The 14303-nt window shown below is 50.9% G+C and carries 9 protein-coding genes; 6 read left to right on the top strand and 3 right to left on the bottom strand.

The window, feature by feature from the left end; all coding sequences use genetic code 11:
- Positions 1-37: 37 nt before the first annotated feature.
- Both ACXAGC_RS14990 and ccoG read right to left on the bottom strand, forming a co-directional pair.
- Positions 38-1045 carry a serine/threonine protein kinase gene (locus tag ACXAGC_RS14990; protein WP_474845075.1) on the bottom strand — a complete coding sequence of 336 codons (1008 nt, stop codon included), beginning with the start codon at positions 1043-1045 and terminating at the stop codon, positions 38-40.
- Positions 1017-2450, bottom strand: coding sequence for a cytochrome c oxidase accessory protein CcoG (gene ccoG, locus ACXAGC_RS14985; RefSeq protein WP_119500071.1), 1434 nt, complete (start codon positions 2448-2450; stop codon positions 1017-1019). The genes ACXAGC_RS14990 and ccoG overlap by 29 nt, the downstream gene beginning before the upstream one ends.
- Before the next feature lie 265 nt (positions 2451-2715).
- Here ccoG and ACXAGC_RS14980 point away from each other — a divergent pair, with 265 nt between their 5' ends.
- From ACXAGC_RS14980 to ACXAGC_RS14970, 3 genes are all read left to right on the top strand, one after another.
- Positions 2716-3081 (top strand): hypothetical protein, encoded by a 366-nt coding sequence (locus ACXAGC_RS14980; protein WP_474845072.1) that lies wholly within the window; start codon positions 2716-2718, stop codon positions 3079-3081.
- A 220-nt stretch (positions 3082-3301) separates the two neighbouring features.
- Positions 3302-3832, top strand: a complete 531-nt coding sequence (locus ACXAGC_RS14975; RefSeq protein WP_474845070.1) for a DUF3016 domain-containing protein — start codon at positions 3302-3304, stop codon at positions 3830-3832.
- A gap of 231 nt (positions 3833-4063) precedes the next feature.
- Complete coding sequence (locus ACXAGC_RS14970; protein ID WP_474845068.1) at positions 4064-8551, top strand: ExeM/NucH family extracellular endonuclease; 4488 nt, start codon at positions 4064-4066, stop codon at positions 8549-8551.
- Positions 8552-8638: 87 nt separating this feature from the next.
- Here ACXAGC_RS14970 and ACXAGC_RS14965 read toward each other — a convergent pair whose 3' ends face one another.
- Positions 8639-10399: an acyl-CoA dehydrogenase family protein gene (locus tag ACXAGC_RS14965; RefSeq protein ID WP_474845066.1), complete on the bottom strand. Its 1761-nt coding sequence runs from the start codon at positions 10397-10399 to the stop codon at positions 8639-8641.
- Positions 10400-10672: 273 nt separating this feature from the next.
- On the opposite strand from ACXAGC_RS14965, the gene ACXAGC_RS14960 reads away from it, so the two are divergent.
- From ACXAGC_RS14960 to ACXAGC_RS14950, 3 genes are all read left to right on the top strand, one after another.
- Positions 10673-12541 carry an acyltransferase family protein gene (locus ACXAGC_RS14960; protein WP_474845064.1) on the top strand — a complete coding sequence of 623 codons (1869 nt, stop codon included), beginning with the start codon at positions 10673-10675 and terminating at the stop codon, positions 12539-12541.
- A gap of 119 nt (positions 12542-12660) precedes the next feature.
- Positions 12661-13410 carry an SDR family NAD(P)-dependent oxidoreductase gene (locus ACXAGC_RS14955; RefSeq protein WP_474845062.1) on the top strand — a complete coding sequence of 250 codons (750 nt, stop codon included), beginning with the start codon at positions 12661-12663 and terminating at the stop codon, positions 13408-13410.
- A 2-nt stretch (positions 13411-13412) separates the two neighbouring features.
- The gene (locus ACXAGC_RS14950; protein WP_474845060.1) at positions 13413-14252 is read left to right on the top strand and encodes an amidohydrolase family protein; all 840 of its coding nucleotides are present in this window, start codon (positions 13413-13415) and stop codon (positions 14250-14252) included.
- The last annotated feature ends 51 nt before the right edge of the window (positions 14253-14303 follow it).

The raw sequence follows: 14303 nt of genomic DNA, 5'->3' as shown, positions 1-14303 counted from the left end.
CGGGTAGCGTACGCGACAAGTCGCTCACATCTCAGGGCTAGTAACCCAGTTTTAACGGCGGTTCATGCAGGGCTGCCAGCTGTTCCTTCAGTGCCAGAATTTGTCCTTCCCAGTATTTGTCTTCGGCAAACCAGGGGAATGCACGGGGGAAAGCGGGATCTTCCCATCGCTGTGACAGCCATGCCATATAGTGCACCATACGCATCGCCCGCAGAGGTTCTATCAGGGTAAGCTGGCTGTTATCGAATGAATGGAATTCTTCATAGGCTTCCACCAGCACATCAAGTTGCAACATCTGTTGCTGCCTGTCACCGCAAAGCATCATCCACAAATCCTGAATGGCCGGACCGCTGCGGCAGTCGTCCAGGTCGACAAACATGGGACCATCACGCCACAAAATATTGCCGGGGTGACAATCGCCATGTAAGCGGATAAGGGTTGAATTATGGTAGCGCTGGCGGGTTTCTTTGATCAGCGGATCGAGAATAGCGAAAAAAGCGGTTTCCAGATGTGACGGCAGCAAGCGGCTGCGGGTAAGCACATCTCTTGGTGCATCCAGAAAGCTCTGAGTATTCAGCTCTGGCCGGTGAACAAAAGGTTTGGCCTGAGCCACACGGTGAATACGGCCAATGAAGCGTCCCATCCATTCAATCTGATCAAGGTTGTCGACTTCAAACTGTCTGCCGCCTACCGACGGAAATATCGCAAAGCGGAATCCGCAAGTCTGCTGCATAGTTTTGCCATCGATGGTAAGCGGGGCTACCAGAGGAATATCGGCACCGGCCAGCTCCAGAGCAAAGGCATGTTCTTCGAGGATCTGTTCATCTGTCCAGCGACCGGGACGGTAAAATTTGACCACCAGGCGCTGACCGTCTTCGGCTTTAAACTGATATACGCGGTTTTCGTAACTGTTCAGCGCCAGTAAACCGGACTCAGGATAAATGCCACAGGTTTCCAGCGCGTCTAAAACAGTATCCGGGCTGAGCCCGGAAAAGGCGAAATCACCCTGAGGTGTTTCACCGGTAGAGGAATTTTGTTGGTTCATTGACTTCCACAACATTGCCCTCAGCGTCCTGAGTACGGACACGGAATGATATTTCCGTTACCGCCTCGCTGAGGTTCTTCGGAGAGGTTTCCAGAGATATTGGCATACTGAAGACTTCTCCGCCACCCACAGTCACGGTTGTGTCACCCAAAATGTTGTAATCGGGCAGGCCTTCAACCTGAATGGTATAGGTGTGGGTGTCCTGAGATTTATTCAGAATCTTAATGGTGTAGACGTTTTCCACGTTGCCTTTACCGTTTTCCCTGTACAGAGAATTACGGTCGCGGATTAAATCCACTTCCAGCGGCGTGCGGGTGGCAATGTCGGCAATCAGTAACCCGACCATCAGCAGCAGGACAATCAGGTAGCCTATCAGTTTGGGTCTGACGATATGAGTGGTTCCGCCGGTCAGCCTTTCCTCAGAGGTAAAGCTGATAAGTCCCTTCGGATAATTCATTTTCTCCATAACGCCGTTGCAGGCATCCACGCAGGCGCCGCAGTTAATGCATTCGTATTGCAGACCGTTACGGATATCGATACCGGTGGGACACACCTGCACACACAAGTTGCAGTCTATGCAGTCTCCCAACTGTTTTGTCGCCAGATCTTCATGACTGAGTTTGCGGGGGCGGGGTCCGCGTTTTTCACCACGGTTGTAATTGTATGACACGGTGAAGGTGTCTTTATCAAACATGGCAGACTGGAAACGGGCATACGGACACATGTGGGTGCACATGATTTCACGCATCCATCCGGCATTACCATAGGTACAGAAGGTAAAAAACAGAATGGAAAATACTGACCAGAAGCCGGCATTGAAGGTGAAAAAATCGATAAATAACTGTCCGATTGGCGTGAAGTATCCCACAAACGTCAGTGAGGTCAGCAGGGCGATGGCAATCCACGCGCTGTGCTTGAGTGTTTTGCGCCAGAACTTGTCGAAGTCCATGGCCCTTTCATCCAGCTTGATACGCTTATTACGGGGACCTTCAATTTTCTCTTCGCACCAGATATACATGTAGACCCAGGTAGTTTGCGGGCACATAAAACCACACCACACACGGCCTGCAAATGTGGTAACAAAAAACAGGGCGAAAGCACCGACGATAAATATGTACGCTAGCAGGGTAAGGTCCTGAGGCCATAAAGTCAGACCGAAGATGGTAAACCGCTGCTCCATGATATCGAGAAGAATGGCCTGATGGCCGTCATAGCGGATCCAGGGGATCACGGCGAATAAACCCAGGAAGATAAAACCGAACAGGCGGCGGAACGTTTCGATGGGGCCCTTCACCGCGCGCACATAAATCTGACTGCGTGCAGACTGACGCTTATGACTTACGCCGCCGGCGGGCTGGTGTACTTTTACCGTGGATACTTGTTTTACCTGAATTTGTTCGCTCATTAGGCAACCTTAACTGGCACAGGTGTGTAGTGTACTGCGGGCAGTATAACAAGTGTATGTCCGCCACACTTAATATAGATCAAATAAACCCTTTCTGTGCATACTACTCAGGCTTATAAAACCTCATAAATAAGTATGAAAACAAATCTGTTGCACTTGACGTTAAGCGGTTAAATTATCTACAGGGCTAATTGTCACCAATGATTTATTACCGGGCGGGGAACAGGCCGGGGTAGTCAGAAAACAACAGGAAAAAGTAAAGCAGATGTGGCGTAGTTTTGTGGTAGTTTCAGAGATTGTAGTACTGGTCTTTGTGCTTCGGTTACCCTTCGTCCAGTACATGTTCAAAGATGCACAGGATGTGGTCGGCCAGTGGTATGCCTATGTGGCTACCTGGCAGGACAGAAATGAACTCGCTGAGCTTCACACAATCAGTGCAGCACAACGGGGCCAGCTTCGTCCCTTCCAGCAGGAATACGTGGACGGCATCATGGCGAGCCGCCACAGTGTGCAAATCTTCCATAAGAAATTCTGTGGTACAGACAACATCAATCCTTATATCCACGGTGCGCAACTGGCGCAGTTTTGCCACTCAATAGAGACCACCGGCCTGCTGGCGATGGACTACTGAACGCGGTTCAGCTTCCATTCATCTTTTCATGCTTTAATAATGGTGATTTAGCGGAACAATCTGCTTAATCACTGCTCTAACAAAGTGTCTGCTTATTGTCTCCGTGCGGGATTTCGCATGAGAGGCGCGGTAAATCCACTCAAAGCAGGCACCGGATAACCGGAGAATGTTTTCGCCGCCCGCGGGCAACGCGGCCGAAATTATCGGGGAGATGCAAAGCATGAACACATTGATTAGAACTGCACTGGTTTCTCTGACCGCCGGCAGTTTACTGCTGTCTGTACAGGCATGGTCTGCCACCACAGAAATTACCTGGGAAAAGCCGGAGAAGTACACTGATGTACGTCCTGCTAATGAAAGCCGGGTGAAGTTCCGTGAGCGCACATTTAAAGCGCTGGACGAATACTTCGCCAAACTGGCAGAGAAGCTGCCTGAAAAAGACAAGCTTGCGATCACGGTGACAAATCTGGATCTTGCCGGCCAGGTGTGGCCAAGCAGCTTTGTTTTTGGCAATGCTACCGGCACCGATGTTCGCATTGTGAAACGGGTGGACATTCCGCGTATTAAATTCAGCTACACCCTCACTAACGAAGCGGGCAAAGTCGTTAAGAGTGCAGATGTTGACTTAAAGGATATGGGATTTTTAGATAACCCCCGTACCTTCACCCAAAATACGCACCTGGGTTACGAGAAAGCCATGATAAAAGAATGGTTCAACGAAGAGATGGCCAGCGCGCTGGTGCAAAACTAACCCGTTATCCCGCAACTTTCTTCATTGCCCTGAATTCTCAGGGCACAACCCCTTCCTTGTACATCAATTTTCTCTGATATTCCTGCATCCCTTTGTTTCCAGGCAGTACAGACCATGTGGTCAAAAAAGTACCGCTGCTGGCCAAAAAATTGTCATTTCTTTGTAGTAATTTCTTTATACTCTGTAACTGCACTTTGGGATAGTTTCTAATTACAAGCAGGAGCACTAATAATGAAAGCACCAATCCTGCTTCCTCTCGTATTGGGGATATCAGCATCTGCCATTGGCGATGAACTGCTTATTTCTCAGTATGTTGAAGGGAGTAGCTCTAATAAAGCGATAGAAATCTATAACCCGACAGACAGCGCGGTATCACTGACTGGTTATACACTGTCCATTTATTTCAACGGAAAAACTGCAGCGGGCGCAAACATTGAACTTTCAGGTTCAATCGCAGCGCAAAGTACACAAGTTATTGCCAGTTCAAGTGCCGGAGACACTTTGAAGGCATTGGCTGATGTGCTGACTTCACAGTCCATGTTCAACGGTGATGACGCCATTGTTCTGACTGACAGCAGCGGTAACGTACTGGACAGTATTGGCCAGGTTGGCGTTGACCCCGGTTCTTCCTGGGGCAGCGGCAGTGTAACCACAGCGAACGACACACTCATACGTTTAAGCAGTGTTGCCGGTGGCGATACTGACCCGTTTGATGCCTATGATACGTCGGAATGGGAAGGTCTGGCTCAGGATGATTTCACAGGCCTGGGCAGCCACGATTACACCGGCAGTGGTGATGACGGCGGTGATGATGGCAGTGGCACCGGCGGCGGTGACGAAGACTTAAGCGGTGTTTGCACAAACTGTCCTGATCTGGACAAAGTTGCAGATGCCGGTGAATTTGATGCTGCTACATACTACGCGGCGGTTCAGGCTGAAATCGATGCCAGTTCCGACACCTCTGTTATCCGTCAGGTACTCAGTGAAACCATTTCCGGTCAACGGGTACTGACTTATTCTGAAGTCTGGACGGCATTAACGGAAACCGATGAAGATCCTGCAAATCCGGATAACATCATTCTGATTTATTCCGGCAAATCGATTCCTAAGTCAGAAAACGGCTCCGGCGAGTATTCCAGCCAGCCTGACTACTGGAACCGTGAGCACAGCTGGCCAAAGAGTCATGGTTTCAGCAGCTCGTCAAATGAAGCTTATACCGATATTCAGCACCTGCGTCCGTCTGACATTACTGTAAACAGCAGCCGCAGCAACCTGGATTTCGACAATTCCGACAACGCCCTTTCTGAAGCGCCGGCCAACCGTATCGACAGTGACTCTTTCGAGCCACGTGACGAGGTAAAAGGCGACATCGCGCGGATGATGATGTACATGGATATGCGCTATGAAGGCGCCGGCAGCGATGTTACGCCTGACCTGGTACTGGTTGACCGTATCACCTCAAATGGTGAAGCGGCGCTGGGCAAACTGTGTACGCTGATTGCCTGGAGCAATGCTGACCCGGTAGATGCTGACGAAACCCGTCGTCACAGTGCCATCTATGAATATCAGGGCAACCGTAATCCGTTTGTCGACCATCCTGAATGGATCGACTTATTTTACGATGCAGACAGCTGTGGTGATGTAACCGCGCCCGATCCTGAGCCGGACCCTGAACCGGAGCCCGATCCGGAACCACAACCTTCCGGCAGCGGTGCACTGATGCTTACCGGTGTATTTGACGGCCCGTTATCCGGCGGTACACCTAAAGGTATCGAATTACTGGTAACGCAGAACATTGATGATCTCAGTGTGTGTGGTGTCGGCGGCGCGAATAATGGTGGCGGTTCTGACGGTCAGGAATTCACTTTCCCTGCGGTATCAGCTGTGGCCGGCCAATTCATTTATGTTGCCAGCGAGGCCACAGGGTTCGCAGACTTCTTCGGTTTTGCACCGGATTACACCAGTGGTGCTATGTCTATCAACGGTGACGATGCCATTGAAGTCTTTTGTGACGGCGCGCTGGTAGATTACTACGGTGACCGTGATACTGACGGCACGGGCACAGACTGGGATTATCTGGACAGCTGGGCTTACCGTACCGGCGGCAGTGCTTCTTCAACGTTTAACATTGCAGACTGGCAGGTTGCCGGTACCAATGTGTTTGACGGTGAAACCAGCAATGCCACTGCGGCAATGCCTTTCCCGCTGGGTTCTTACGTAGCTCCGGCCACAGAGCTTTTCTTTTCTGAATACATTGAAGGCGGTTCTAATAATAAAGCGGTTGAGATTGCTAACCTGACATTGTCTGACATCGACCTGAGTACATACGATGTGCAGATTTACTTTAACGGGTCGGCCTCTGCCGGTCAGACATTCACTTTAACCGGCACACTGGCTGCGGGTGATGTATTTGTGCTGGCGCATACTTCTTCGGAAGATCCAATCCTGAATGTGGCAGACATGACCAGCGGCAGCGTTCAGTTCAACGGTGATGATGCTGTTGTGCTGCGTAACAATGGCGTGATCATTGACAGTATTGGTGTTATCGGAGAAGACCCCGGTTCATACTGGTCTGGTGGTGACGTGCGTACACAAAACCGCACGCTGGTGCGCAAGTCTTCTGTTACGGAAGGCGACAGTGATGCCTATGATGCGTTCGACCCCAGTGTTGAATGGGATGCGTACGCTCAGGATACCTTCGATTACCTCGGTTTCTACGGCACCGGCAATGATGATGGCGGCAACGCATCATTAGGTATTTGCGGTGACGAAGCGACATACATCAGTGCTGTACAGGGAAGCGGTGACAGCTCACCACTTTCAGGTCAGAGCGTGATTGTTGAAGCCATTGTGACCCATGTGACACCGGCTCTGGACGGTTTCTGGATTCAGGAAGAAAGCAGCGACAGTGACGGCGACGAGACAACCTCTGAAGGTGTGTTCATTGCCAGCTCTTCTCTGGCCGGCTCTGTCACTGAAGGTGAGATTGTCCGTTTAGCGGGTACGGTTGGTGAAGACTACGGCCGCACAATGATCACTGCCTCTTCAGAAGCCCTGTCCTGTGGTTCCGGCTCTGTATCTGCAGTGGCGATTACTCTGCCTATGACAGATGCTTCCGGATTTGAAAAATATGAAGGTATGCTGGTAACCAGTAACGAAAACTGGGTGATCAGCAATATCTATCCGTATTCTGACTTCGGTGAAATCTGGGTGTCTACAGAGCGTCTGTTCAACCCTACACAACTGTATGCACCGGGTTCTCAGGAAGCGGCAGACCTGGCGACAGCCAACGGGCTGAACAAGCTGATCATTGACGACAATGCAGACGGTTATGCGTCAGAGTGGATGCTGCCTGCAGGTGGTTTCACACCTTACAACACTATCCGTTCCGGCGACCTGATCACCGGTGTAACCGGCGTGATGGACTATGGCTATTCTGCATACCGAATCCGTCCGGTTGAGGTGCCGTCTTTACTGGCTGATAACTACCGTGAAGATGCGCCAGTGGTATCTGAAGGTAACCTGAAAATTGCCAGCTTCAACGTACTGAACCTGTTCAACGGTGACGGTAATGAAGGTGGTTTCCCAACAGAGCGCGGTGCAGATTCCTATGCAGAATATCAGCGCCAGCTGGCGAAAATTGTCAACGCGCTGGTAGCCATTGATGCTGACGTACTGGGTCTGCTGGAACTGGAAAATGACGGTTTCGGTGCTGACAGTACAGTGGCTCATCTGGTTGATGCGCTGAATGCGGAATTCGGTGAAGGCACTTACGCCTATGTAGATGCCGGTGTTGAACAGTTAGGCACCGATGCGATTACATCAGGTATTCTGTATCGTCCTGCCGTGGTTACACCTTCAGGTGCACCGCAGATTCTGATGGAAGCGAACAGTCCTTCTGATGAGGAAGGCGTGTTGTTTGCAGACTACGGTAACCGTCCGTCGCTGTCACAACTGTTTACACACACTGAAAGCGGTAAAACCTTTGTGGTTGATGTTAACCATCTGAAATCGAAAGGTTCAAGCAGCAGCTGTCAGGAAGACGGTAATACCGAACAGGGTTTCTGTAACCGTAAGCGTACCCGTGCCGCCATGGCCATTGCACAATGGTTGCAAAGCACTTATCAGGACACGCCGATGATCCTGCTGGGAGACTACAACGCTTATGCTCAGGAAGATCCTGTGCAGGTACTGGCAGAAGCCGGTTTTACCGACACCGTGTCTGAATTGAAAGGCAGTGCGTCTTACAGCTATACCTATGACGGCCTTGTGGGTACGCTGGATTACATGTTCAACAACGCCGCTGCCCGCGATATGCTGGTGGATGTTACTGAATGGCACATCAACAGTGATGAACCGGAGTTCTTCGATTATAACGAAGAATATAAGCCGGCTTCATTCCTGAACGAGCTGCCCTTCCGTGCGTCTGACCATGATCCGGTTATCGGTACCTATCAGCTGGACGCAGATGTGCAGGCAGTGACAGGTGACTGGGACGGCGACGAAGACGTGGATAACAATGATATCCGCAGTTTCATGTTTGCTATCATCGCCCGTCAGGCTATCGACATGGCTTTCGATTTAAATAATGACGGCAAAGTGAATACCCGTGACATCGCAGTAATGCGTTCGTTATGTACACGCAGCCGCTGTGCGACGGAAGACGCGCAGAACAACGGTGCCCGCCGCAATCTTGGGGCGCTGTTACGCAGCAGATAAATACTGCTGATTTGATATAAATGAGAAGGGCGCCTTGCATTGCAGGCGCCCTTCTTTTTTATCTGTGGCTATTGTTGCCAGTGATAATTAGCGGTAGTCAAACTCACTGCCACTGACGGCAAGTACATTCTCAGCGCCGCTTAACATGGCTGACAAATGCGCGTCCCGCCGTGGCAAGATACGTGCAACGTAAAAATCTGCACACTTTTGTTTCGCTGCGGCAAAGGTGGGATTGTCTCCCTGCGCGGCTTTATCTGCCATGCTGTACCAGCAAAGACCAGTTAATGAATACGCTGTGTATGCCAGATAATCACAGGCCGCAGCCGCTACAAATACCGGATCTTTGTCCAGGCAGGCAGTGGATGCATCCATCCAGCTGCTCAGGAGAGTCTGCGCATTCTGTCTGGCGTCTGAATCTGTCATAGCGTCAACAAGTCCGCCGAACACATCGTAAGTCGCTTTCAGCATGTTGCCGCCATCGCGGGTCAGTTTTCGGCCAATTAAATCCAGCGCCTGTATGCCATTGGTACCTTCATATAACTGGGCTATACGCACATCCCGCATCAGTTGCTCCATGCCCCATTCCCGGATGTAGCCGTGTCCGCCGAATATCTGGATCCCCAGGCTGGTGGTTTCCAGCCCCATATCAGTGAAGAATGCTTTGCAGACCGGGGTCAGAAATTGCAGAACCTGACCGGCGTGCAGTTTCTCGTCCTCTGTCCCGTAGTGCTCCGCATCCATATACTTTGCATACAACAGTGATAAAGCGCGGCAGCCTTCTGTTAACGTTTTCTGGGTGAGCAGCATACGGGCCACATCAGGCTGAAATACAATAGGATCGGCTTTCGCGTCCGGTTGCTGTACGCCCTGTGGCGCGCGGCTTTGCAGTCTCTCTCTGGCATATGTCAGTGCGCCCTGGAAAGAGGCTTCTGCAGCACCAAGCCCCTGCAGACCTACCTGAAAACGGGCATCATTCATCATGGTAAACATACAGGCCAGGCCCTGGTTTTCACCGCCAACCAGCCAGCCTGTCGCACCATCGAAATTCATTACACAGGTGGGGCTGGCTTTGATCCCCATCTTGTGTTCAATACTGCCCACAGACAGCGAGTTAGCTTCACCCGGTTCTCCCTGACTGTCCGGCATAAACTTCGGCACCAGAAACAGGCTGATCCCCTTCACACCTTTCGGCGCATCAGGTAAACGTGCCAGCACCATATGGATAATATTCGACGTCCAGTCGTGGTCGCCGCCGGTGATGAATATTTTGCTGCCGGTAATGCGATAACTGCCGTCGTCCTGCGGCTCAGCTTTAGTGTTCAGCAAAGCCAGATCGGTACCGGCCTGTGGCTCTGTCAGGTTCATGGTTCCGGTCCACTCTCCGGACACCAGCTTTGCCAGATAAGTGGCTTTTAAATCCTCACTTGCATGGCGGCTGACAGCCAGAACGGCGCTTTCTGTCAGCATAGTCGTCAGGCGCCAGCTCAGGTTGGCTGAGTTCAGCATTTCATGCACCGGCACCGCCATGGTGTAGGGTAATCCCTGACCTTCGTAGTCCACCGGACCAAGCATGGCGTTCCAGCCATTGGCAACATACTCTTCATAGGCCGCAGCAAACCCTTGCGGCGTGGTTACTGCACCATTTGCAAACGTACAGCCGGCTTCGTCACCGCTGCGGTTTAGCGGTGCCACCACGTCTTCTGCAAATCTGGCTCCCTGAGTGAGCACTTCGCTGGCAAGCTCAAAATCGAAATCTTCCAGTCCGGTCGATTGATAATGGTCACTGACGTTCAGCCAGTCCCGCAACAGAAATTGAAAATCCGCCAGTGGCGCCTGATATTGCGGCATGGTTCACTCCAAAGTTAAACGCTTGTTTGAATTTTAACATTATATGCACAAACTCACCGGACAAGATAGCCTGCAGGTTTTAAATTTAGTGTTTGTCATCTGAATGAAAGCATAGTCTATGAGCTGAGAAAGGGCAGCGGTAGCCGTACCAGCGTGAATTAAGCAGACCGGTTGCGGGGTAATCCTGATTATCCCTTTAAGCGTAGTTATGTGATGACAAAAAGTGCCTGGTCAGACGCTCTGAGTTCAGGTATGTGATTTACAGGGAATGAATTGCAATTTCGTAAAGATATAAACGGACTCCGCGCGCTGGCAGTGATTGCCGTGGTGCTTTTTCATTATCAACCGGAATACCTGCCCGGCGGTTTCGCCGGCGTCGATGTGTTCTTTGTGATATCCGGTTTCCTGATGACTTCCATTATCAGCAGGGGGCTGGATAAAAAAACCTTCGGTACCTGGCGGTTCTATTGTGCCAGAGCTAAACGTATCGTTCCTGCTCTGACAGCGGCTTGTCTGGTATTACTGGTGTGCGGCTGGTTTGCTGTCACGCCGGTTGATTATGCAGCGCTGAGTAAGCATATTGCGTCCAGCCTGACTTTTGTTTCGAATATTGTGTACTGGCAGGAGGCCGGTTATTTTGATGCGGCATCGACGCAAAAATGGTTGCTGCACACCTGGTCACTGTCTGTGGAGTGGCAGTTTTATCTCCTTTATCCACTGATACTCATCGGGTTGCGTAAGCTGTGCGGCAGTAAATCTCTCCGGCATGTTGTGCTGGCTCTCACCCTGCTGGCCTTCTTAGCTAACGTGTGGCTGTCTTTTGCTTATCCTTCAGCAAGCTATTTTTTAATTTCTGCACGGGCCTGGGAAATGCTGGCCGGCGGAGTGGCATTCTTCTATCCGTTAAATGTTTCAGACAAAACACGGGGTTACCTTGCACTGGCGGGACTGGCGCTCATCGCAATAACCTATTTTGTTATCAGCGAAGATAACCTCTGGCCCGGCTATCTCGCATTCTTTCCGGTTGCCGGCACGTTTATGGTTATTCAGGCGCGGGACGAAAAGAGCGTCATCACCACCAATGTCGTCAGTCAGAAACTGGGATTGTGGTCTTACTCCATCTATCTCTGGCACTGGATCATTGTGGTGGCGAACAATATTTACCACCTTGAACTGTCTTTCTGGCTTTTTGTTGCCCTGACTACTCTGGCAGGCTGGTTATCCTACCGGCTGATAGAGCAGCACCACCGGCCCCGGCGTTACTGGTTGATGTTCATCCTGACCCTTGCGGGAAGTTTATGGGTTTACCAGCAACAGGGAGCGCCGGAACGCGTGCCGGAGAAATTCCGTCACGATGCTCTGTCTTACCATGAAACCTATTATGGCGGGGCGGGCTACAGTGCCGATGAATGGATTTATTTTCATGCGAAGGACAATGACTACAAGTTTATTCTCATCGGTGACAGCTATTCTCTTCAATATGGCCGTACGCTGAGTGATAGCGGGATCCCGGTGCTCGGACGGTTTTATCATGGCTGTCCCTTCTTTCCCACACTGGCCAAATATGAAGAAGGCGGTGAACTTGAAGCTTGCTCAGATCAGTTTGAGGAAGTGAAACAACGGATAGAAGGTAACGACAAGCCGCTGGTTCTGGCCCAGTCATGGGACAGCTATCAGGAAAAAATTATGAAAAAAGACGCCAGTAATAAGCTGGAGCTTACCGAAGAAGAATATAACGACAAAGTCATCGCTGAAATGGAAACCTTTATCTCAAGGTTGGGTGACAGAAAGTATTTTCTGGTTGGTGTGCCACAAAAGGCGTGGGTAAATGCTTACGAATGTCTGGCCAGGCAGTCTCTTCCCGCTGCCGGCTTTTTTCCTGTATGCAGCAGTACTCAGCCGAAGCAGGACTACTCCGTTAATAGCCGCCTGAAGCAATTTGCTGAAGCGCACAGTAATGTGTGGTACGTGGATCCTGATGCCGCCCTTTGTGAAGGCGAAACCTGTACCATCATTGATGACGGGAAACCGGTTCACTCAGACCGCTCTCATCTTGCGGTGCACGGGGCAGGAAAAGTCTGGCAGGAATTGATGCAGGTGATGGCGTCTGCTGATGTCAGCCTGGCGACGGAGAAGCCCTGACCGCCTGAGATTGTCAGTTATGAAACTGAACGCTGCCGGCACGGTTCATTTTTACTTTTCCGTCAACTGCAGGCATCCTGTTAGCCATTGTGAAGGCGAAAGCTGAAATAGGAAAAGTAATGCAACAATCATCACCTGTTTGCGTGGTCACCGGCGGCAGTTTAGGTATCGGTCTGGCCGTCTGCGAAAAGTTTGCGTCCGGGGGATATCAGGTCATCAATTTAGATATTCGTGATTTCGATAACCCACCTGAGCACGCGCAATGGATGCAGTGCGATGTCACCAGTGCTGCAGCGGTCAGTGACTGTATCAGTGACATTGCAGCGCGTTTCGGACGTATCGATTGCCTGGTAAGCAATGCGGGTATGCATTTCTCTGCCACCATCGAAGACACTACGCCGGAAGACTTCGATAAGGTGTTCTCTTTAAACGTGAAAGGGGCCTATCATGCAGTACGCGCGGTGTTGCCGGTAATGAAACAGGCGAACAAAGGCGCAATCATCATCATGGCGTCAGACCAGGCGATCATCGGTAAGCGTAATTCTTTTGCTTATAACCTGAGTAAAGCGGCGCTGGCATCCATGGCTAAAACCACCGCGCTGGATTACGCGCCTTATAATATTCGTGCAAACGCGGTTTGCCCGGGCACAATCGAAACGCCTTTGTACCATAACGCCATCGATAAATATGTGGCCGCCAGCGGTGCGGATAAAGCAGAAGTGCACGCAGAAGAGGCTGCTGCACAACCCCTCGGACGGCTGGGGCAACCGGAAGAAGTGGCTGCGCTAACATTCTTCCTTGCCAGTGATGATGCGGCTTTTATCACCGGCAGTCTGCAAAGTATTGACGGCGGCTATACTACACAGTAACCATGAAAATCATCGACGCCCATCTGCACTTATTTGATTTACAGGCCGGTGAATACCGCTGGTTGTCTCCTGACAACCCGCCATTCTGGCCGGATAAACCGGTTATTGCGAAAAATTTCTCTGAGTCTGATTTAGTTGTGTCAGCCCCGTCGCAGCTTACCGGTTTTGTGCATATTGAAGCCGGATTCGACAATGCAAAGCCCTGGCGTGAGGCTGATTACCTGGCGCAGCATTGCCATATGCCTTTTCGCGCAGTTGCCGGTTTTGACTTGCTGGCAGGTAATAATCAGCATGTGATTTCAGAATTGCTCAAACGCCCTTGTATTACCGGTGTCAGGCATATTCTGGACGACGAAGCCGCGTCTGTTCTGAACGATTCTGAAGCCAAAGCGAGCCTGGCATTGCTGGCAGAGGCGGGATTGAGTTTTGATGCCCAGTTATCCTTGTATGACACAGCCGGCGTCCAGGCGTTGTCTGCTGTGGCTGCGGATTTTCCTGCCTTGTCGTTCATCTTGAATCATGCCGGATTTCCGTTGGCAGATAAAAATATTAAGGTGTGGCAGGACAACCTGAAAGCCTTAAGCAGGGCTGATAATATTGCTGTAAAACTGTCCGGTTGGGAAATGCATAACCGTCAATGGCGTGCTGATGATATTGCGCCGGTGGTGAACACCGTGCATCAGTATTTTGGCGAAAGCCGGGTAATGACAGGCAGTAACTTTCCCTTGTGTACCTGGCACAGTGATTACGATGCTTTCTGGCGCACAATAACGCAGGCAGTGCCCGCCGTGTGTGCAGAAAAATGGCTGAGTGAAAATACTCTGGACTGGTATTTTGGTTAGCCTGCCGGCTATTCAGGTAATCCACACCGGCATGCTTAACGATAAGGTCTG

The sequence above is a fragment of the Alteromonas sp. AWJ4_197 genome (assembly GCF_056160285.1).
The sequence above is the reverse complement of the archived record's forward strand: the minus strand, read 5'-3'. Positions and strand labels throughout refer to the sequence as shown.

What these genes read in the sequence shown, in the direction of transcription:
- ACXAGC_RS14990 (WP_474845075.1), bottom strand. Translation starts at nt 1,045, where the DNA reads ATGAACCAACAAAATTCCTCTACCGGTGAAACACCTCAGGGTGATTTC.
- ccoG (WP_119500071.1), bottom strand. Translation starts at nt 2,450, where the DNA reads ATGAGCGAACAAATTCAGGTAAAACAAGTATCCACGGTAAAAGTACAC.
- ACXAGC_RS14980 (WP_474845072.1), top strand. Translation starts at nt 2,716, where the DNA reads ATGTGGCGTAGTTTTGTGGTAGTTTCAGAGATTGTAGTACTGGTCTTT.
- ACXAGC_RS14975 (WP_474845070.1), top strand. Translation starts at nt 3,302, where the DNA reads ATGAACACATTGATTAGAACTGCACTGGTTTCTCTGACCGCCGGCAGT.
- ACXAGC_RS14970 (WP_474845068.1), top strand. Translation starts at nt 4,064, where the DNA reads ATGAAAGCACCAATCCTGCTTCCTCTCGTATTGGGGATATCAGCATCT.
- ACXAGC_RS14965 (WP_474845066.1), bottom strand. Translation starts at nt 10,399, where the DNA reads ATGCCGCAATATCAGGCGCCACTGGCGGATTTTCAATTTCTGTTGCGG.
- ACXAGC_RS14955 (WP_474845062.1), top strand. Translation starts at nt 12,661, where the DNA reads ATGCAACAATCATCACCTGTTTGCGTGGTCACCGGCGGCAGTTTAGGT.
- ACXAGC_RS14950 (WP_474845060.1), top strand. Translation starts at nt 13,413, where the DNA reads ATGAAAATCATCGACGCCCATCTGCACTTATTTGATTTACAGGCCGGT.